Origin of the sequence: uncultured Pontibacter sp. (genome assembly GCF_947492645.1) — a bacterium.
Classification (GTDB): domain Bacteria; phylum Bacteroidota; class Bacteroidia; order Cytophagales; family Hymenobacteraceae; genus Pontibacter.
On sequence record NZ_CANLMZ010000001.1, the window covers coordinates 109,173 to 129,435 of the forward strand.

Sequence of the window (20,263 nt, forward strand, 5' to 3'; positions counted from 1 at the left end):
TGGTAAAAATTTATGAGTTTCGCCAGCTCTTAGATCTCTGCTTCTACAGTCGATCTTAGCAAATCCTGGCGGGGCGTTGGGCTTCGCTGTATGCTGCGCCGGACTAGCCACAATTGCGGTTGGCCCATGTTGTGCAGCTGCAACAGCTAAAACACTTTTTTGTATCATAATTTATCAGTTAATGCTTTTTAAATATTCTAGTTCATGAGCCTTACTGTCGGCCCGAAACCAGCTTTCCGTTTCTATAGAAGCGGGCTACTGTTCTCTTACGCTCTGTATTGGTGAGGTATACTTCGTACATTGGCTTCGGGTCTGCTTGTTGAACAGAGGCTTTAACCATGTATACTTCGCTTACGTTCCATTCTCTCAACTCATTACTTTTCAGAGCTTGCTTTACAGCCTTTGGTAAATCATCTTTACCAATTTTCTCTTTGCCCGGCTCTTGAGGCACACCCTGCAGCGCACCTTCGGGCAATTGCGATGATGCCGCAAACGGAGCCTGTGCCTTTGCACCAGAAAAAACTCCAACTGCTACTAACACAATAACAAGAGCAAATATTTTATTCATAAATCTATCGGCTATCATCAGATTTGATTCTCTCTAAAGAAGAACCATGCCAAATAAGTTCACAAAAAATAAACTGCTTAAAATAAGCCAATTACAGCACAAATACTTCCCAAACCATAATTCCACATCAGCCTAAAAGTGTGGAAAAATTCTACACTTTGTGGGACAGTACCCCAATGTGTACTACCAACAACAGGTGCAGGTAAAACAATTTTCATTCTTTCCCTTATTTACTCTGTAAGCAATCTATTGCCAACACAGAACAAACACTATTAAAATTGATTAAATTAGCCGCATGAGTGAACCACGCAAGAAACTGTTTCTGCTAGATGCCCTAGCGCTGATATACCGTGCCCATTTTGCTTTCAGCAAAAATCCGCGCATCAACTCCAAAGGCATGAATACCGGTGCCGCCTTAGGCTTTACCAACACGTTGGTGGAGGTGCTGCAAAAAGAGAAACCTACCCACATTGGAGTGGCATTTGATTCGGCGGCAAAAACGTTCAGACACGACAACTTTGCTGCTTATAAGGCTAACCGCCAGGCAATGCCCGAAGACATATCATTGGCTATACCTTACTGCAAAAAAATTGTAGAAGCCTTTAATATTCCGGTGCTGATCATGGATGGCTACGAGGCCGATGACATTATCGGCACGCTTGCCTGCAAAGCCGAGAAAGAAGGCTTTGACGTGTATATGATGACACCGGACAAGGATTACTGCCAGCTGGTAACTGACCACATCTTTTTATACAAGCCGGCTTTTATGGGCAACGCCATCGAAGTACTGGATGTGCAGAAGGTGCTGCAAAAATGGGAAATTGAACGTGTAGAACAGGTAATAGACATACTTGGTTTGCAAGGCGATGCTGTGGATAATATACCAGGCATACCAGGCATTGGCGAGAAAACGGCTAAAACACTTATACAGCGTTTTGGCTCTGTAGAAAACCTTATTGCCAATGCTGACCAGCTTAAAGGGAAGCAGAAGGAAAACGTGGTTAACTTTGCGGATCAGGGCATGATGTCTAAAGAGCTTGCTACCATACACCGCGATGTACCGATTACTTATAGTGCTGAAGCGCTGCACTACGATGGACCCAACGAAGAACAGATAACCGAACTTTTTGCTGAGTTGGAGTTCAGGCAACTGGCACAGCGTGTATTGGGCCAGACCTTGGCAGCAGCTACTACTACCACAACTGCACGGCCTGCAGCTCGAAAAGGCAAGGCTACGTCATCTTCCCAAACATCCCTTTTTGATGGCCCTGCTACTGATGTAACAGAGGCAGAAGCAACAGGAGAAGCTATACCGGCAATGATGCGAAGTATAAAAACTACGCAGCAGGATTATCACCTCATTAACACACCAGAGCGGCGCGAGAGCCTGCTAAAGTACCTCTTAAAGCAAGACGAAATATCCTTTGATACTGAAACCACAAGTATAGACCCGATAACTGCCGCATTGGTGGGCATGTCTTTTTGCTACCGCCCTGGAGAGGCGTATTATGTACCTGTGCCGCACAACAACCTGGAAGAGGCGCAGCGCATTGTAGAGGAGTTTAAGCCTGTGCTGGAGTCTCCTAACATTGCCAAAGTAGGCCAGAACATCAAGTATGACATACTGGTGATGAAGAACTACAAGGTGGAAGTACAGGGGCCGATATTCGATACGATGCTGGCCCACTACCTGCTGGAGCCCGAAATGCGCCACAATATGGATGTGCTGGCCGAAACATACCTTAACTACAGCCCTGTGCCTATTACAGACCTTATTGGGGCGAAAGGTAAAAACCAGAAAACAATGGCCGACCTTGCTCCTGAAGATGTAAAGGACTATGCCTGCGAGGATGCTGATATTACGTTACAGCTGAAGTTATACTTTGAGCCGCTGCTGCAGGAGCAGGGCCTGATGAAGCTTTTTAATAATGTAGAGAACCCGCTGGTACAAGTATTGGCCGATGTCGAAAAGGAAGGCATAAGTATAGACTCTAATGCCCTTGCAGATATTTCGGAGCAGCTGGAGGCAGAGATTACTACTATTGAAAAGCGTATCTTTGAGATTGCGGGCGAGCAATTTAACATTGGATCACCAAAACAGTTGGGCGAGATACTGTTTGATAAGCTGGAACTGCACGGTAAATCCAAAATCAAGAAAACAAAAACCGGCCAATATGCTACCGGTGAAGAAATACTTATTAAACTGGCTGGCGAGCACGAAATTGTAAGGCTTATACTTGACCATCGCCAGCTTACAAAACTGAAGTCTACGTACGTGGATGCGCTTCCGCAGCTGGTGTGCGAACTTGATGGCCGCGTGCATACGTCCTTTAACCAGGCGGTGACTGCTACTGGACGCCTAAGCTCCACCAATCCAAACCTGCAGAACATCCCGATAAGAACGGAGAGAGGCCGTGAGATACGCAAAGCCTTTGTGCCGCGCAACAGCGACCACCTTATCATATCTGCGGACTATTCCCAAATAGAGCTGCGCATTATGGCTGATTTTAGCGGAGACCCTACCATGAAAGAGGCTTTCCGGAACGGACAGGATATCCACGCCTCTACGGCTAGCAAGGTGTTTCATGTGCCGCTGGAGCAGGTAGACAGCGAAATGCGCCGCAAAGCTAAAACGGTGAATTTCGGCATTATTTACGGCATATCAGCTTTTGGATTGGCAGAGCGCTTAGGTATACCACGCCGCGAGGCCGCCGATATCATTGAGGCATATTTCCAGGAGTTTCCGGCGGTAAAGGAGTACATGGATAACACCATTGAGAAAGCGCGTGAACTGGAGTATGCCGAAACCATTTTGGGGCGCCGCCGCTACCTCCGCGACATTAACTCCCGCAACGCAACGATACGCGCCTTTGCCGAGCGTAATGCTATAAACGCACCAATACAAGGCACAGCCGCCGACATCATCAAAATAGCCATGATTAACATAAATGAATACCTGAAGCAGGAGAAACTAAAAACGCGCATGATCCTGCAGGTGCATGACGAACTTTTGTTTGATGCCCCTAAGGAGGAGGTAGCGGTGGTGACGCCTAAAATTGTAGAGCTTATGACAAATGCCCTGCAACTTAGCGTGCCGATGGAAGTTGGCTTGGGCGTTGGCGAAAACTGGCTGGAGGCACACTAAGGATTATAGCTTTCAGGATAAAGGCATAATCAAAGTAAAGTATAAAACATCAGAGGCGCTCTTGAACGGAGCGCCTCTGATGTTTTATACTTTGACTAAGCCAGCTCCTGCAGCCATTGCTGCGCTATTTGGCGTGCTGTGGTGGTGGCTTCTTTGCCAGCTCTGAAAGCCTTTTTCCAGTCCCTGGACTTCGCCTCAAAAGTTGGGTCCACGAATTTCATTTTCCCCCTGCCATTATCTTTTAAAGCAGCATTAAAGTCAATGTCCTTGGTTTCGTTCAGAAACTGCTGCAACCGCTTTTTCACAAATACCTGCGCACTTGCCGGGTACTCCTTTTCCCACTTAACCATGTTTTCCTTGTAAGCTTCTTTCTCATAAGTATGGTTTTGAGCAGAGCCGGTTGCCAGCATCTTCACCATTTCGCTGTTAGGGTTTTCGTACTCCTTTAGCTGCGCCTTTAATGTTGCCAGAGATTCCGCCATCATTTTTTTCATCTCAGCGTCCATCTTCGCCATAGACTCCTCGGTGCTCTTTATACTTTTCTTCAGGTCTGTTACCATCTTGTTCCGTATGTCGGCTTCAGTCTCGGCAGGGGCGGGCTCCTGAGGCTTATGTTTTAGCCTTAGCGCCTCATACTCCTTCTTAAAGGCATCGCTTTGCGTGTGCTGTTTGGCATAAGCCATAGCGTCTTTCACAATGGCCGCCCTATCGCCTACAGCTATACTTTTAATATTTCGGGCAGCTGAGTGCGCTAAGTAACCTTCTAAAATGGATCGGGAAATACTTTGGTCAGCTTCGGTTTGGCTCATGCCCAGGCGCTGAAATACGGCCTCGGATACGCTGCGCGTGGTGAAAGAGAATAAGCCAATGCATACTATAAAAATAACAATGGCTGAGACTAGAGACAAAATGCCTCTTCCTGTGCTCTCTGTTGGAGCAAAGTAACTTCTTTTCATAGTTTTGTAGGTTTGGTAGTTATATATAAAAGACAAATTTATAAGTATAAATTTATAAATTATACTAACTAAGGATGCTTTTTAGCGAACGGAGGAAAACACAGGATAAAGCAAACAAAAAAGGCACCCCGGTTTGAGGTGCCTTTTTTATAACTTAAACTTCTGTTAATTACGGAAGTAAAACTGCTCTGTATTGTGTAACATCCACTTGAGGAATGCTTGCATTATACTTTGAGTTAATATTCTTGATGATCTCGTTAGCAACAATAGCATAGCCGCGTGGCGTTAAATGTACTGCATCTAAAGAGAATAGATTACCTGTGATAAACGTAGGGCTATAAGCTACACCGTTTTGCGCAAAACCACCTTTGATTGAGTTAAAGAAGGTGTTCATGTCAACTAATGCCAGGTTCTTTGCCTGAGCTGCTGCAGCTAGCTTATTGTTAAAGTCTACTGTAGCTGCTTTAACGGCTGCAACTTCTGCCTCATCAAGCACCTCGCTGTTAGCTAAAGGATTAAAAGGGCTGAAACCGTGAGGAATCTGATTTGTACCAACCGTTTCAGGCGTACCTACAGTTGATGTAAGCAGGATGTAATCCGTAGCTTTAGCCTCACGCATCTGGTTATCTTTATCAATGATGTAAAGCTTTGTTTTAGCTGCGGCCGCCGATTGCATGATCTGAGCAGTAGCCTTTGTTGTGAAGAAAGGCACAGCAGTTACATCTGGAATGTTGATAATGGCACCTTTTGCTGCGTTCTGCCCTACTAGCGCATTTACCATAGCATCCAGGTTAGACTGGAAGGTATTAGATGGAGTAATAGGAGCAATACCGCCTGAGGTAGCATATCCAAGTACGTCGTTATTGCCTAACCACATTGTAAAGAACGTCGGATTAGAAGCTGCAACTCTGTTTACGTATGGTAAAAGTGCGCCTGTTGGTGTAACGTCATCCGGCAAGATGCGCTCGTAGTATGGGTTAAAGCCCATAGGGTTGTTAAAACCATAACCAGGCGTACTAACATCAGCCATTCTGATGCCTGGTATGCCTAAATTGTTGATTGGCTCTAAGTATGGTGCAAGAAGCGGCGTTTTTCCGTCCTGGCCCATTCCTACAACAGCAAGATTTTCTCTAACAGGAGTTAAGGTTGGGCTTGTTGGAGATGCAAAACCTGTTAGCCTCAGGTAGCCAGAACCGTTGCGCTGTGCATCAGAGAATAATGGTTGCTTAAACTCACCGCCGCCAGCAAACGCAAACTGTTGCGCAAGTATAGCAGGGTAAGAGTTTAACTGCCCTTCCAGGTACAAGCCATTATCTTGGTATCCAGCTGTTAACGAGTTACCAACAGCTACATAATTCTCAAGATTTAACTCACCCGAAGACGGATTTGCTGAATCTATTTCTGGATCGCAGCTTGTTAAAAGCATACCGGCAGCTAATGCCAGCATACTTGATTTATAGAAAAACTTTTTCATGACTGTTTTGGGAAATTAGAAGTTGTAATTCAGAGCTAAACCAGGAATGTAAGCAACAGATTTGAATGTACCACTCACACCTCTTGAGAACTCAGCTGTATCTGTTCTTTCTTTTTTGTTGATGTAAAGGAAAGAAGCATCAACGCTGAACTTATCTGAGAAAGCGTAACCGATACCACCAGAAATACCACGAGAGTCAGCATCCGGTGTTTCAGGAGTTAAATATCCATCCTGCACAGGAGTCTGGTCGTAATAAGCACCTGCACGTAGCGCTAGTTTATCATTTAACTGATACTCAGCACCGATACGGTAAATAAAGGCGTCGTCGTAGTTTCTTGCACTCTCAGACACGTTAGAACCACCAACAGGCTGCGTGAAGTTAAAGCGAAGCGACTCGTATGCACTCCAGCCTACATGGCTAACATCGGCGGCCAAGGTAAGCTGCTCGTTAACTTTATAACCTAAACCAAGTGATAAAGTAGCTGGCAATGGCAGCATAGCCGAGAACTCTGTGCCTTCAGGGAAGTTGCCTCTTGCAGCAGCTGGCACGTTTGTGAAGAGTACATCACCGCCTTCTACTTCAAGCTCTATCTTAGAGCGATAGTCTATACCGATCGAGAACTTTTCAGTTGCCTGGAAGAAAGCACCAACATTTACACCGAAACCTGTTTTAGCACCGCCATCAAGCTCAATGCCGCCTTCTGCGCCCTGAGCGTTTTGCACAGGCAGTACACGCTGCAGATTTACAGCACCTGTAGCTACTACAAAGCCTACGCCTAAACCAAGTTTATCAGATACTTTGTAACTAACGGTAGGCTGGAAAAAGATAGCCTTCAAATCAATTTCGTTCAGACCGAAACGTCCGTTCCACTCTGTTCCCCAGTTTACACCGCTACCAAAAGGCGTATATACACCCAGGCCTACTGTTAACAGGTCATCTACTTTGTATGCCCCATAAACATGGAAGGGTGTACTGATGCCGTTATCAGCTTCAGTAGTGATGTTAGACTCTGAAGGCTTGTAAGCGATTTTAGAGCTTAGAGCACTTGCGCCGATGGTTATCCCATTCTGACGAATGAAGCTCATGGCACCCGGGTTAAAAAATATACTTGAAGTACCGGTTTCGATACCTGTACCTGTATGGCCCATACCGATCTGGCGCTGACTTGCCAGGTTAACCTGATATCCTCCGGCCATAGCTGTACCCGAGAGTAGTGCACTACCAAATAAGGCTAGTAATTTACTTTTCATATAACGCAATTTAGAATGTAGGGTGATAATACGTCTAAACAAATATATACATTTTTTATACTCGGCATACCGACTATCTCTGCTTTTTTCAAATATTTTTTAAAATGAGTCGAAAATCTTCTGTAGTCCATCTTGCAGGCTTGGTATTTAATACCTCGCCATCTATTACATAGCGCATACAAACCTGTGGCAGATCTGAAATATCACCCCGGACTCCGTGATTGGCATGTTAGCGGCCATAGCCCCACCAAGCAGGCTATACAGCCCAAAGCCATGGCAACTGCAAGTGAAGGAATTAACAATAGAGCAATATTTTCAGCCTTAGGCTTATCCAAAAGCTTTATTATACGTTAGGATATGCTCTTTAAGTTAATAAATATGTACGATGTTATAATAATAGGAGGAGGACCGGCCGGTTTGAACGCAGCTATGATTTTAGGCCGCTCTAGAAGAAAGGTGGTCGTATTTGACAGCGGCGAACCCCGCAACCGCTGGTCCAGGAGTATGAATGGCTTTTTGAGCAGCGATGGCATGAGCCCGGAGGATTTCATTAAAAAAGGACGCGCTGAACTGGCAAAGTATGAAGTAGAGCTTGTGGATGTTAAAGTAGAGTCGGCTACTTACAGCAAAGGCCAGTTTATTATAAGTGATGATGCAGGCAAAGTATACCACTCTAAAAAGTTGGTTCTGGCAACAGGATTAAAGGATAAGGTGCCGCCAATAGATGGCGTCGAAGACCTATACGGCAAAAGCGTGCACCATTGCCCTTACTGCGATGGTTGGGAAAGCCGCGATAAGGCTATAGCCGTGTACGGCAAAGGGCGCGATGGCATTGGCCAGGCACTCGCTATGAAGAACTGGAGCAGCAACGTTACCTTATATACAGATGGAGCCGGTAAACTAACAAGCCAAGACATAGCGTTGCTTGAGCGAAACGAGATAGCCTATGTAACAAAGAAAATTATCAAGCTGGAGGGCGAAGATGGCCAGTTAACGCATATCGTAACCTTAGGAGGCAAAAAATATGCACAAGAAGCCATGTTTTTCTCTACAGGCACAGAACAGCAATCTGGTTTAGGCACACAACTTGGCTGCGAGTTCACAAACAAAGGAGTTATAAAAACCCGCAGGCTTCAGAAATCAAATATTCCGGGCTTATTCGTGGCTGGTGATGCAGCGCGCGATATGCAGATGGTGATTGTTGCCGCAGCAGAGGGAGCCAAAGCCGGGGTAGCCATTAATATGGAGTTACAGCAGGAAGAGCGCAAATAAGCCTCTTCTTATGCTGCACCTATAGCTTGTTCGTTGGCACCTTTATCCTGTAAACCGGCAATAAGCATAGCGCTACCTGCCTCTACCGGCTGGAACAGGTGCTCTTTCAGGCAATAGCGGTAGCCGTGCACCAACAAGTGCATTTTAAGGTTTTCAACGGCTATGGGCTCGTTCTCGGCGGCATCGCGCACTTTAGAAAAAGTAACTTCGCTGGCATCAATAATAGTAACTACCCCTGGTCCAAACACCTCTACCTGGTTGCCCTCTTTAATGATGATGCCTGTTTCCTCGCTAAGCCCGATCCCGATATAATCCGGGTCGTGGGCTACAGCGTGGGCTAAGCGCCCAAACCGGCCTCGCTCTGCAAAGTGGGTATCAATGTATACTTTCTTTATAAAAGAGCAGCCGGTAGTGGTTTTCATCTCTCCTTTTATAAGAGAGTAGTGGCCATACCCATCGTAAATCATTTTATCAGACATGATAGCAGCACCTGCACTTGTGCCTGACACGATAATAGGTTCGTTGATATACCTGGTTCGCAATATCTCTAACAGCTTAGACCCATTCAGGAAACTTGCCAGGCGTACCTGGTCCCCTCCGGTAAAGAAGATGACATCAGCCTGTTTTATGCGCGCCAGGTTATCCTGTGTATCAGTAGGGTGCTCCTCATCAATGCGCATAAAGCGCACTTTATTGCAGCCTAGTTCCTCAAAGGCCTCTTTATACGCCTGCCCCGACTCTTCTGCCTCGGTGGCTGCTGTGGCTATCACCTCTATGTTGGAGGTTAGGTTACATATTTTAGAGTGTATTAATTTGATAAGGCCATCATCGTCTCCGCCTCCGAGTGCTATCAGCTTTCCTTTTACTTTGTTCATATGTTTTTACCCCTGAGATAGATTCGTTATACTTTAGAAGCCGGCCCTAAGTTGGCTTTTAGGCCAGGTATACAGCAGCCTGTGTTACAGATTATATAAATAGCACAAATAATCAAAGCAAGTATCCTACCGGCAGCTCCTGCTATACTTAAATGTTACGCAGTAGATACAATATAAAGTGCGTTCATTTTACTTACACTCTTTAGCTTAACTGCAGCAAAGGCCATGCTTATACTTTATGTTCGCTACCGAACATAAAAGTGTCCGCTGCCGGACATATCCTCTCGCATCAAACACAGATTAATTCATTTCAACTTACTGAATATCAGTACTTTATGAACATTGGCACGTAAAGTGTAATATTCCAATCAGAAATAAAAAATAATTTAGCGACACCAAGCAACCATTGTTCTAATGCCGCTATCTATTAAATCAGAAAGACATTATAAACCAGAACATTAAATCTTACTACTATGAAAATCATCATTCTTCTTTTCGTTTTTGTAATAGGTTTCGGAGCCAGCGTTAAAAAGCAGGCAAACGACATTAAAGAGCTAAACAAAAGAGCAGAGCTCAACGAGTTCAGAGCACATCCTAACCTGTTACCTGTTGTTGAGATAGTTGCAGACCGCATCTAACATAAAGCAGCTTTAAATTAATAGACTACCGTTTTAGCCACAACCCCACATACAACTATGAAACTCATTATTCTTTTATGCTTTATGTTAGGCACCTTTTGTTTTGCAGCTAAAGATGCCCTTAGCACCAGAAACACACAGCTTGTAAAAAGCGAGCAAATAGCATTAAAACCCACAGCATTTCAGACTGCTACCGGCACCCAGGTTATCTGTAAATTATAATCTGGGGCCGCAGTAGCCCTCGCTAACTGCCCCAGGCATGTTATCTTCAGCATTGGTTTTTGAGCAACTTATAAGCCAGGTACAGCCACAGGCTATTCTGAATGGCGCATGCAAACTGGCAGGAGCAGCAGTAATGTTATAAAACATACCTTTTATGCTTTTTATATGTTGATCTAAAAAGATAACTTTACGGACCAGTACTTGCTGAAACGCAGCCCGGTATTGCAAAAGGCTGTTAGCGCCAGGCAGCAGCACCCTGTTTATACATAAGCATTTAAGTGCCAACCCGCTGTTACAGGCAGTTGCTACACCAGGTATAAGACTTTAGATTTTAAACGATACAGGAAAAGGGCAAAACCCCTGTTAAAACCAACTTCTTTATTTAGCGCAGCTGGCAAAACATAGGTTAGATACATATTACTACTGCAAGCCCCAACTTGCAGGTCTGGGTAATTAAACAAACTTAAACAGAAAAATAAGTTAGGTATGCAAAGCTGCCGCTAAATAACGCTCTTTTCCTCAGGAAGCCCGGCCCCACCGGGCTTCTGCATTTTACAGGCAGTTAGCAATGCTCTATAAGGTTAGTTGTCCTTCTTTTTAAAGATATCTAGGATACTGCCGTTTTCCTGTTCCTTTTGGTTGCGCTTCTTCTTTTTGGAGTCCTGCTCTTTGTTACCGAAAGGCCACCAGCTCTTTTTCTCTTTCTTTTCCTTCACAATTACATACCTTACCGATATTCCCGACGACAGATCTACCCAATCAGCATGGTGTATGTGTACTGCCGGTTTAAGGTCTGCTGACAATAGTATGGGCAGGCCGTTTACTTTATACTCTAAGCCAAGTATGGCATCTGCGCCGGTAAACACACCACTATCTTTTAAGTTGCCTACGTGGGCACCGGCGCCAACATAATAGTTAAACCTTTTGCCAAGCAACGGGAAGTGCCACTCATACAAGGCTGTGCCGCTGTACTCGTTTGATCCAATTGTTGCTATACCTTCTATAGTGCCTTTCTCGTGCAGCTTCTGCTGTATAGATATTCCAAACTTATCGCTTTCAAATCGTGGCCCCAGGGCTGTTCTATACTTCTGGGCATATCCTGTTGCGAGTGCTCCGGTAATAAACAGTAAGGTAAGTAGTAATTTTCTGATCATTGTAAGTGCAAGTTGTTGCTGATATTCTAAGTATAAAGTTTTGCTGTGTTGGTAAATAAGTTAGTCAGTACACGGCCTGGTGCATATTTTAGCTGCCGTATATACAAGCTAACGGGGCAGCTGTAGCACAAAGCATGCCTGTTCTGCATCTGCCTTCATTTTTGTATCATCTGTGATGGAGAGATCGCGTTAAAGTATAACACCTAACGTAAACACCTTACATATCGTGTCTGTAACCGCGGTTGGATTTTTTAAGCGACAGTTTCTTCTTGCTTTCGAGCCTTTGCCTTACCGATGCTTTGGTGGGTCTTGATGCCTTTCTCTTTTTTTGCTGTGTGAGTGCCTGCCGCAGCAGTTCGTAAAACCGCTTTATACACAACTCTTTGTTCTGCAATTGGCTGCGCTCATCCTGGCAGACTACCTGCAGGTATCCCTCGTTGTTGATGCGGCCTGCCAGCTTCTCCTGCACCAGCGCTTTCTCATCGGCAGATAACAAGGCAGAGTTTTGCACATGAAACTTAAGCTCCACTTTAGTGGCCACCTTATTGACGTTCTGTCCGCCGGCTCCCCCACTTCTGGATGCCTGAAACTGCAATTCTTTTTCTAATTCTCTGGCTTGTAGCTGCACGATGCTATAACATTAAAGCGATTACCTGTATCCTACTTACGAAACCATACTTTAAAGTATAGCCGTACTAGGTATTACAAATTAACAATAAGTATAAAACATATACGATGAAAGAATTTACCAGCCATGCATATTCGGCAAGTGCGCTAAGCCATACTTCCTTATCCGGCAACTCCAAGCCACAACCAGCTAGCCTACATGCAGCGTGCGTTTTAAACAACTTAAACAGCGCTGCACTTTAAACCAACGTTACTATGAGAGAAAGAGACCTTTGGTACAAAAGAGCCGTTATCTATGCCCTGGATGTAGAAACATTTCAGGATTCTAACGGTAACGGGATAGGCGATTTTCAGGGCTTGATAGGGAGGCTTGATTACCTGGCTACACTTGGCATTACCTGCATTTGGCTGCTGCCTTTTTACCCCACACCTAACCGCGACAATGGCTATGATGTAATGGATTATTACAACGTAGACCCAAGGCTGGGAACATTAGGCGACTTTGCTGCTTTTATACGCGAAGCCAAAGAAAGGGGCATGCGTGTTATCGTGGATCTTGTCGTCAATCATACTTCGGACCAGCACCCGTGGTTCCAGGATGCGCGCCGCGACAAGAACTCAAAATACCGCAACTACTACACCTGGAGCACCGAAAAACCAGAAGACCCTGCTTACAAACCAGCTTTTAAAGGTTCTGAAAACAGTATCTGGAGTTGGGACGAAGCAGCACAGGCATACTACCTGCACCGCTTTTATGCACACCAGCCCGATTTAAACTTTAACAACCCCGAGGTGCGCAGAGAGATACATCACATCATGGGCTTCTGGCTTGCATTGGGCGTGTCCGGGTTCAGAATAGATGCTGCCCACATACTGGTGCAAAGCGATAGCGAAGACAGCACCGTAGATTTTTATGCTTTGATAGAGGACATGCGGGAGTATGTGAACCTGCACAGCCGCGATGCGATACTGTTGGCAGAAGCCTCTGGCCCGCCAGAGATAGTGGGCCGCTTTTTTGAGGGGGATGACCGCATGCACATGATGTTTAATTTCCTGCTGAACCAACATGTTTTCCTGGCGTTGGCGCGCGAAAAGGGCAGCTCAATCTCTAAAGGATTAAAAATGATGCCTCCCAAATCTTCTAACTCGCAGTGGCTAAACTTTTTGCGACACCACGATGAGCTTAACATTGAGGACCTGGAGCAGGATGAGCAGGAGATCATATTCAAAGCCTACGCCCCCAAAGAAGACATGAAAGTTTATGGCCGCGGCATACGTCGTCGCCTGGCGCCTATACTTGGTGGCAACCGCAAAAAGATAGAGCTGGCCTATAGTCTGCTTTTCAGCCTGCCGGGCACACCCATGATACAGTACGGCGCGGAAATAGGCATGGGAGATGACCTTAACCTGCCAGAGCGCAACAGCGTGCGCACCCCTATGCAGTGGGGGAACGAGCTGAACGGTGGATTTTCTAAAGCAGTAGATAAAGAGCTTATACGCCCGATAATTGACAAAGGCGAGTATGGCTACCAAAACGTAAACGTGGTGCAGCAGCAGCACGATGGCGGCTCTTTGCTAAACTGGATGGAGCGTGTTATAAGGTTGCGCAGGCAAAGTCCTGAATTCGGAGACGGCGAGTATACCATTCTGGAAACCAAAGACAGCCGCTTATTTGCCCACAGCTGCGAACTAGAGTATAAAACCGTTGTGGTGCACAACCTAAGCGGCGATACCTGCCAGCTATACTTAGCAGAGCTATGCGAAAACAATATGCACCTGGACGAAATCTTCGGCAATGCAGCTTATACTTTACCCAAAGACGGCAACGTGGACCTGGAGCCATACGGTTACCGCTGGTTCCGGCTGCACAAGCTACCCGAGGTAAAGAAAAAAGAAGCCAAAAAGAAGAAACAAAAAGAGTAACTATTTGACTAACAATACCAAAACAACTGCGTTAATGTAAAACACAAGTATAAGCGCAGGCATGAAATGGTCCTTAAACCTTGGTAGTATAGCAGGCATCAAAATTCTGGTGCATTGGACGTTTGTATTGCTGATTGCCTGGATCACCTTTTCGGAGGCGCAGCGGGGCAGCGATACAAACACCATCCTGCTGGCTATCGGTTTTATACTTACTGTTTTTTTGTGTGTGGTGTTGCACGAACTGGGCCATGCACTTACAGCAAAGCGCTTCGGTATCAAAACCAAAATGATAACCCTGCTGCCCATAGGAGGAGTAGCCAGCCTGGAGCGTATGCCTGAGAAGCCAAAGCAGGAGTTGCTCATAGCTGTGGCTGGCCCTGCTGTTAATGTGGCCATTGCGCTTTTACTTTGGCTAACCTTGCCCTCGTTGCAAAACATCCCCAACGAAGAGTTTTTTATCCGGATTACGCCTGCCAACTTCCTGTACTTGCTTTTATTTGTTAATGTGGTGCTGGTGGTGTTTAACGCCATACCTGCCTTCCCGATGGACGGTGGCAGAGTGTTGCGCGCGCTGCTTGCCTTTAAACTTGGCCGGGTGCGTGCCACGCAGATAGCAGCAAACCTGGGGCAACTGCTGGCAATCGGTTTCATATTTATCGGGCTGTTCTATAATCCATTCCTTATCCTGATAGGGGCTTTTGTGTTTTTTGGCGCCTATGCCGAAAACATGCTGGTGCAGCACCTGGACTACTTGCGCGGCCACAGCGTGCGCGAAGGTATGATGACAAACTTTGTATCCCTGGCCCCTTCCGAAACAGTAAAAGATGCCCTGAACAAACTGCTTATGGGCTCAGAGCACGAGTTTATCATAGAGCTGGAGGGCAAAGTAGTAGGCATACTTACCCGCATGCAGTTGATACAGGCTGTAAAAGAGGAACAATTAAATATCGCCGTTTCAGAGATCATGTCCCATGATTTTAGAACTTTTAACGTGCAAGATAAACTCTCGGAAGCCTATACCGAACTTCAGAAAACACGTGCTCCGCTCCTGCCTGTTTTGGAGAACGGCCGCCTGGCAGGTGTCATCAATACCGATAACATCAATGAGTTTATCATGATAAAATCTGCGCTCGCACATTAACAATTAACCGAGATTAATTTTCTGCCCGGCGCATTTACAAAGCTTTTCTCTCAGTTAGGCTTACTATTCATTTCTTGTGCCTCTACTTACTTTTTTACATATCCCGCCATCAACTACGAAAAATATCGTAATTAAAATTTCATTTTACGAAATCATTCGTATATACTTGTAGTGCAACTAAGCTGCAACCTTAACTATCTATAAACTATGACTTTGGAAAAAACACCTAAACCCACCGAATCTGAACTGGAAATATTGCAGGTACTTTGGCAACACGGCCCTAGTACTGTCCGGTTTGTGCACGAAGAGCTAAGCAAGAACAAAGAAGCTGGCTATACTACTACCCTGAAGCTGATGCAGATCATGGCTGATAAGGAAATGCTAGAGGTAGATAAATCGAGCCGTTCGCACATTTTTCATGCTGCCCTTGAGGAGGAGAAAACGCAACAGCAGTTGCTTGATAAGTTTCTGGATGCCGCTTTCAGGGGCTCGGCCAGCAAGCTGGTAATGCAGGCACTCGGCAACAGCAACACATCCAAAGCAGAACTAGACGAAATCAGAAACTTATTAGATAAACTGGAAGGAGGTAGCAAATGAACCACATCCTGAATTTATTTTCCGAAACCGTTGTGCAGGCCCTGGGCTGGACCTTACTGCACTCGCTATGGCAAGGCGCTTTGCTGGCTATCATACTTAGCCTGCTGATGCTGGTGCTGCACCGCCACTCCTCTAAAACACGTTATACTATAGCAGCAGGTGCTTTGCTGTTTCAGGTGCTCGTATCGGCTGTAACTTTTGATCATTATTACTTTCTGCCTGCCCCAGAAACAGCAGAAACCAACCTTGTTTTTGGGGCCTCCACAGCACCGGCAACCAGCGTGGCAGCTCCTGCATCGTTTTGGGAAGCACCTTTAGATACCGCCAAAGTATACTTTGAGCAACACATGCCTTTAATTGTTACGTTCTGGTTGATGGGCCTGGTGTTGATGGCGTTACGGTTTATCGGCGGGCTGGCTTACACCCAGCGCCTGCGCCACTATAAAACTACACCGCTCTCCGAAAAATGGCAGCAAAGGCTGGTGGCGCTACGCCAGGAGCTGGGCATGTCTAAAGTAGTGCGGCTGGTAGAATCGGGGTTGGTAAAGGTACCGGTGGCTATAGGCTATACTAAACCAGTTATACTATTACCGATTGGTGCTGTAACCGGCCTTTCGCAGGCGCAGGTAGAGGCTATACTTGCCCACGAGCTGGCACACATCCTTCGCCGCGATTACCTGTTCAACATCCTGCAGTCTATTGTAGACATTATCTTTTTTTACCACCCTGCCATGTGGTGGATATCTGGCTTGGTACGCGACGAACGTGAAAACTGCTGCGATGATATAGCGGTAGCTGTTTGCGGCAGTAACCTTACATATGCCCGCGCCCTTGCCGAGCTGGAAGCCATGCGCTTGCCAGCCGGACCGGCACTTGCCCTGGCTTTTGCAGGAAAGCGAGGCACGCTGATAAGCCGCATCAAACGCCTGGTAGGAAAACAATCCATGCGCCCAACTTTTGCGGAAGGTTTTATGGCTGCCCTGATCATGGTGGCTGGCCTGACAGCTTTTTCTTACGGTGCCATGGCCAGCTTAAAACAGCTTAACAACAAAGAAGTAGCCGCGCAGATAAAAGAGAATGCTACTACGTCAGCGCCAATGGCAACTAAAGCCGGCAACTCACCAATAACGTCGGCAAACCCAGACGACAACGAAACTAACGCCTACGCTTACAAAGCTCAGGACGGTGACGGCAAAACCAGAGACATTGTAATCATCAAAAACAAAAAGGGCAAGGTGACTGAGCTGTATGTAGACGGTAAAAAAATTCCTAAAAAGGACATTCCTAAGTATACCGAACTGGTAAACCAACGCTTGCAGGCAATTGAGAAAGCACCAAAAGCCACATCGGCAGAAGTTGAGAAAGAACTAAACGCAGAACGCCGTGCCGTAGCAAGGGCAAAAACAGCGCAGGAATCAAATAAAAGTATAACGCACACCTATGTTTATGCCGGCCCGATAGACAGCTTTGCCATTGCGCCACATCCTCCTTTGCCTCCTGTTCCTCCTATGCCACGTGGTCCGGTGCTTGCACCAGTACCGCCCATGCCACCCATGCCGCCCATGGCTCCTTTAGCACCATTCCCTAATGATAAAGATGCCCAGAAGCGCTATAAGGAGGCCATGAAAGAGCATGAAAAAGAGATGGCAAAACACAGCGCGCAAATGCAAAAGTATGAGGAAGAGGTGCGCAAACAGTACGAATCCGGTGCCATCAGTCAACAAGAACTGCAGCAGCAAATGCAACGCTATCAGCGCCAGGTAGAGGCACACGCCAAGCGCGCCGAAGCAATGGCTGTACGCCACCACGAAATGGCCCGAAAACACGAAGAAGCGGCACGCCAACACGAGGCCCGCACAAAGGCACTCAAAAAAGAAATGCTGAAAGACGGTCTTATCCAGAAAGAAACCGATAAGATTGGTATCAAGATTACAAAAGATAGCTTTTATGTGCATGGCAAAAAGCAAAGCCAGGAGTTGTTTGAGAAGTATAAAAAACTACTGAATGTAAACATTGACGGCGACGGCAGCTTTAAGTACGAATACACACACGACTAACTACTCTACTTCCACTTCTACCCTAACAGCCTGCCAGGTTTATACTTTGGCAGGCTGTTTATTTATAAATTACTGTGGCGTAATTGGATTTAAATCAAACTACTGTATCCTATTTCACATTATTTTGCGTAAGTATAACTCGCTGTAGTACCCTGTTATAGCTGCAGCACCTTTGCTCCACATTTATGACCCTTTCTGCAAGCATGATAAAACTATACGCAGCATCTGTGGTACAGCCTCGCATAAGGCTTGTTGTGCTACTAATTATCCTTACCTTACTTACTACAAACCTTTTCGCCGATAACGGGCAGCACATGGTTCCCATCTCCCTGCAAGAGCGCACGCGCCAGGCTGATATGGTGATTGAGGGCGAGGTGCTTTCCCAGAAATCGTTCTGGAACGTTGACCGCACCAATATTTATACTTCCCACATCATTCGGGTGTACAAGGTTTTTAAAGGCAGCGTACAGGAAAAGCAGCTGGAGCTGATCACGCAGGGAGGGAGCGTTGGGCTTAAAAAGCACATTCTGTCTACAGCACTTGAGTTATACAAAGGCCAGCAGGGGGTTTTCTTCCTGATGCAGGAAAAGGAGATACAGACAACTCCCGCTAACTTAGCCTTACGCACCAGAGCTTATGCCAGCCAACAGGGTTTTGTAAAGTATAACCTACAGGAGAATTCTGCCGCTGATGTTTTTAACAGCTATACTTCTGTGCAGCGCCTGTATGACGCTGTGCTGCAGCATACAGGCAACGCCTACCGCACCTTACAGGAAAACGAACCGCTGCTAAAAGCCATCGACACTAAAAACAGCAAATCTCAAACGCAAAATACGCAGCTTGTTCCTGTTATAACTAATTTTATACCAACAATCGCAACTGCTGGCACAGGAGCTATACTTACCATCAACGGCACAAACTTTGGCAACACCCGCGGTACTGGCAAGGTAGAGTTTCGCAACGCCGACGATGGCGGAAAAACATTTGTAGAACCCAGGCGCACAGATTATGTATCCTGGACAAATACGCAGATAAGAGTGCGCATACCCTCGCGCGGTGTTTCTGGTGGTACAGCAGGTTCCGGAGAGGTACGTGTAACCGCCCCAGATGGTAGTGTAATAAGTAGTGCCAATCCGATCACAATTGAGTTTGCCCATTTGAATGTAGTCTTATCCGGCGATAACATACAGTCATTTAAACCTTTGTTGCAAAACAAGAATGGCAGAGGCGGCTATACAGTACGTTTTGCACCCAGCCTGCAAAACAGGTCCGATGCCCAGGAAGGCTTTGTACGCGCACTTAACAGCTGGACCTGTGCCACCAATGTAAACTGGGAAGTAGGCGCCCCCACAACCATAGAAGCCGCCAACGACGACAATACATCTGTAATACGCTTTGCCGGCAATTCTACTTTTGGGCAGGAAGGCGTTTTGGCAAGCACCCTAAGCCGCTGGGAAGGCTTACGATGCGGCACCGATACCCTGTTTTGGCTTAGTGAGTTTGACATGGCCATCAACAGCAGCATCAGCTGGCAATACGGCCCCGGCCCGCCTGTAAACCGCCAGTTTGACTTTGAGACAGTAATGCTGCACGAACTGGGCCATGCGCACCAGCTGGGTCATGTTATTTTGCCACGTGCTGTTATGCACTTTGCCGTAGAGTCTCAGGTGCTTATCCGTGATTTAAGCGATGCCGATATTAGAGGAGGAAACCAGGTAATGGAGCAAAGCGTGGTGCCTAATGTATGCCAGGAACCGCCAATGGAAAGGAAAACAGACGGAGACTGTAATTTGGCACAAGAGGTTCTCACCTTTGAAGGAAGCTTTCAGGATGGGCAGGTAGTACTAAACTGGCAGACGCAGCAGGAACAGAACGTGAATTTTTATACTGTACAACGCAGCACCAACGGCACCGACTGGACAGACCTGACCGATGTAGATGCCACAGGCGCGAGCAAGTATACATACACCGACAATAACCCGCTTTCAGATATCAGCTTTTACCGGCTCAAGGTAGTTTACAACGATAATTCATCCAGCTTCTCGGCTCGCGTGCGTGTTATAGACCCTAGATCGCTGCGGGTGCTACGGGTATACCCTAACCCGATACCGCCAGATGTGTATAGCGTTAATCTGCTTTACCTGGTACAGGCAAGCACTACGCTATCCGTGCAGCTGTACAGCATCAACGGTAAACTTGTGCGTGATATCGAGTATACTTTATCTGATGTAAATGTGCCGATAGAACTCTCACTTGGCGACCTGGCTGCAGGCATCTACATCCTGAAGTGGCGGGAAAGAACTAATAACGGAGAGTTTAAAATTGTGAAGCTCTAAGCCTACCCAAAGCAAGAAGCCGGAGTT

General features: G+C 46.3%; 15 protein-coding genes. 8 read left to right on the top strand and 7 right to left on the bottom strand.

The genetic code is table 11. The features are described from left to right. Positions 1-211: 211 nt before the first annotated feature. Entirely contained in the window at positions 212-568 is a 357-nt protein-coding gene (locus tag Q1A23_RS00485) for a hypothetical protein (RefSeq protein WP_299817910.1), read from the bottom strand. A gap of 295 nt (positions 569-863) precedes the next feature. On the opposite strand from Q1A23_RS00485, the gene polA reads away from it, so the two are divergent. Further along, positions 864-3,713, top strand: a complete 2,850-nt coding sequence (gene polA / locus Q1A23_RS00490; protein WP_299817912.1) for a DNA polymerase I — start codon at positions 864-866, stop codon at positions 3,711-3,713. A gap of 95 nt (positions 3,714-3,808) precedes the next feature. Here the strand turns inward: polA and Q1A23_RS00495 are convergent, their stop codons facing one another. From Q1A23_RS00495 to Q1A23_RS00505, 3 genes are all read right to left on the bottom strand, one after another. Then, positions 3,809-4,669 (bottom strand): hypothetical protein, encoded by an 861-nt coding sequence (locus Q1A23_RS00495; RefSeq protein ID WP_299817915.1) that lies wholly within the window; start codon positions 4,667-4,669, stop codon positions 3,809-3,811. A gap of 169 nt (positions 4,670-4,838) precedes the next feature. After that, positions 4,839-6,143 carry an SGNH/GDSL hydrolase family protein gene (locus Q1A23_RS00500; protein ID WP_299817918.1) on the bottom strand — a complete coding sequence of 435 codons (1,305 nt, stop codon included), beginning with the start codon at positions 6,141-6,143 and terminating at the stop codon, positions 4,839-4,841. A 15-nt stretch (positions 6,144-6,158) separates the two neighbouring features. Continuing rightward, a complete protein-coding gene (locus Q1A23_RS00505) occupies positions 6,159-7,394 on the bottom strand; it encodes an outer membrane protein transport protein (protein ID WP_299817921.1) in 1,236 nt (411 codons plus the stop codon). Between the two features lie 378 nt (positions 7,395-7,772). Here Q1A23_RS00505 and Q1A23_RS00510 point away from each other — a divergent pair, with 378 nt between their 5' ends. Further along, a complete protein-coding gene (locus tag Q1A23_RS00510; RefSeq protein WP_299817924.1) occupies positions 7,773-8,666 on the top strand; it encodes an NAD(P)/FAD-dependent oxidoreductase in 894 nt (297 codons plus the stop codon). Positions 8,667-8,674: 8 nt separating this feature from the next. Here Q1A23_RS00510 and Q1A23_RS00515 read toward each other — a convergent pair whose 3' ends face one another. After that, positions 8,675-9,541 carry a cyanophycinase gene (locus Q1A23_RS00515; RefSeq protein WP_299817927.1) on the bottom strand — a complete coding sequence of 289 codons (867 nt, stop codon included), beginning with the start codon at positions 9,539-9,541 and terminating at the stop codon, positions 8,675-8,677. A gap of 473 nt (positions 9,542-10,014) precedes the next feature. Between Q1A23_RS00515 and Q1A23_RS00520 the strand changes: the two genes are divergently transcribed. Then, complete coding sequence (locus Q1A23_RS00520; RefSeq protein WP_299817930.1) at positions 10,015-10,179, top strand: hypothetical protein; 165 nt, start codon at positions 10,015-10,017, stop codon at positions 10,177-10,179. An 803-nt stretch (positions 10,180-10,982) separates the two neighbouring features. On the opposite strand, the gene Q1A23_RS00525 is transcribed toward Q1A23_RS00520, so the two are convergent. Next, positions 10,983-11,555 carry a hypothetical protein gene (locus tag Q1A23_RS00525; RefSeq protein ID WP_299817933.1) on the bottom strand — a complete coding sequence of 191 codons (573 nt, stop codon included), beginning with the start codon at positions 11,553-11,555 and terminating at the stop codon, positions 10,983-10,985. Positions 11,556-11,772: 217 nt separating this feature from the next. Next, the gene (arfB, locus tag Q1A23_RS00530; RefSeq protein WP_363322011.1) at positions 11,773-12,183 is read right to left on the bottom strand and encodes an alternative ribosome rescue aminoacyl-tRNA hydrolase ArfB; all 411 of its coding nucleotides are present in this window, start codon (positions 12,181-12,183) and stop codon (positions 11,773-11,775) included. A gap of 254 nt (positions 12,184-12,437) precedes the next feature. Between arfB and Q1A23_RS00535 the strand changes: the two genes are divergently transcribed. From Q1A23_RS00535 to Q1A23_RS00555, 5 genes are all read left to right on the top strand, one after another. Next, entirely contained in the window at positions 12,438-14,105 is a 1,668-nt protein-coding gene (locus Q1A23_RS00535; RefSeq protein WP_299817936.1) for an alpha-amylase family protein, read from the top strand. 61 nt (positions 14,106-14,166) lie between these two features. Then, a complete protein-coding gene (locus Q1A23_RS00540) occupies positions 14,167-15,246 on the top strand; it encodes a site-2 protease family protein (protein ID WP_299817939.1) in 1,080 nt (359 codons plus the stop codon). A 207-nt stretch (positions 15,247-15,453) separates the two neighbouring features. Next, positions 15,454-15,843 (top strand): BlaI/MecI/CopY family transcriptional regulator, encoded by a 390-nt coding sequence (locus Q1A23_RS00545; protein WP_299817942.1) that lies wholly within the window; start codon positions 15,454-15,456, stop codon positions 15,841-15,843. Continuing rightward, on the top strand, positions 15,840-17,900 hold the full coding sequence (locus tag Q1A23_RS00550; protein WP_299817945.1) for a M56 family metallopeptidase: 2,061 nt from the start codon (positions 15,840-15,842) through the stop codon (positions 17,898-17,900). The genes Q1A23_RS00545 and Q1A23_RS00550 overlap by 4 nt, the downstream gene beginning before the upstream one ends. Positions 17,901-18,103: 203 nt before the next feature. Beyond that, positions 18,104-20,236 carry an IPT/TIG domain-containing protein gene (locus tag Q1A23_RS00555; RefSeq protein ID WP_299817948.1) on the top strand — a complete coding sequence of 711 codons (2,133 nt, stop codon included), beginning with the start codon at positions 18,104-18,106 and terminating at the stop codon, positions 20,234-20,236. Positions 20,237-20,263: the final 27 nt, after the last annotated feature.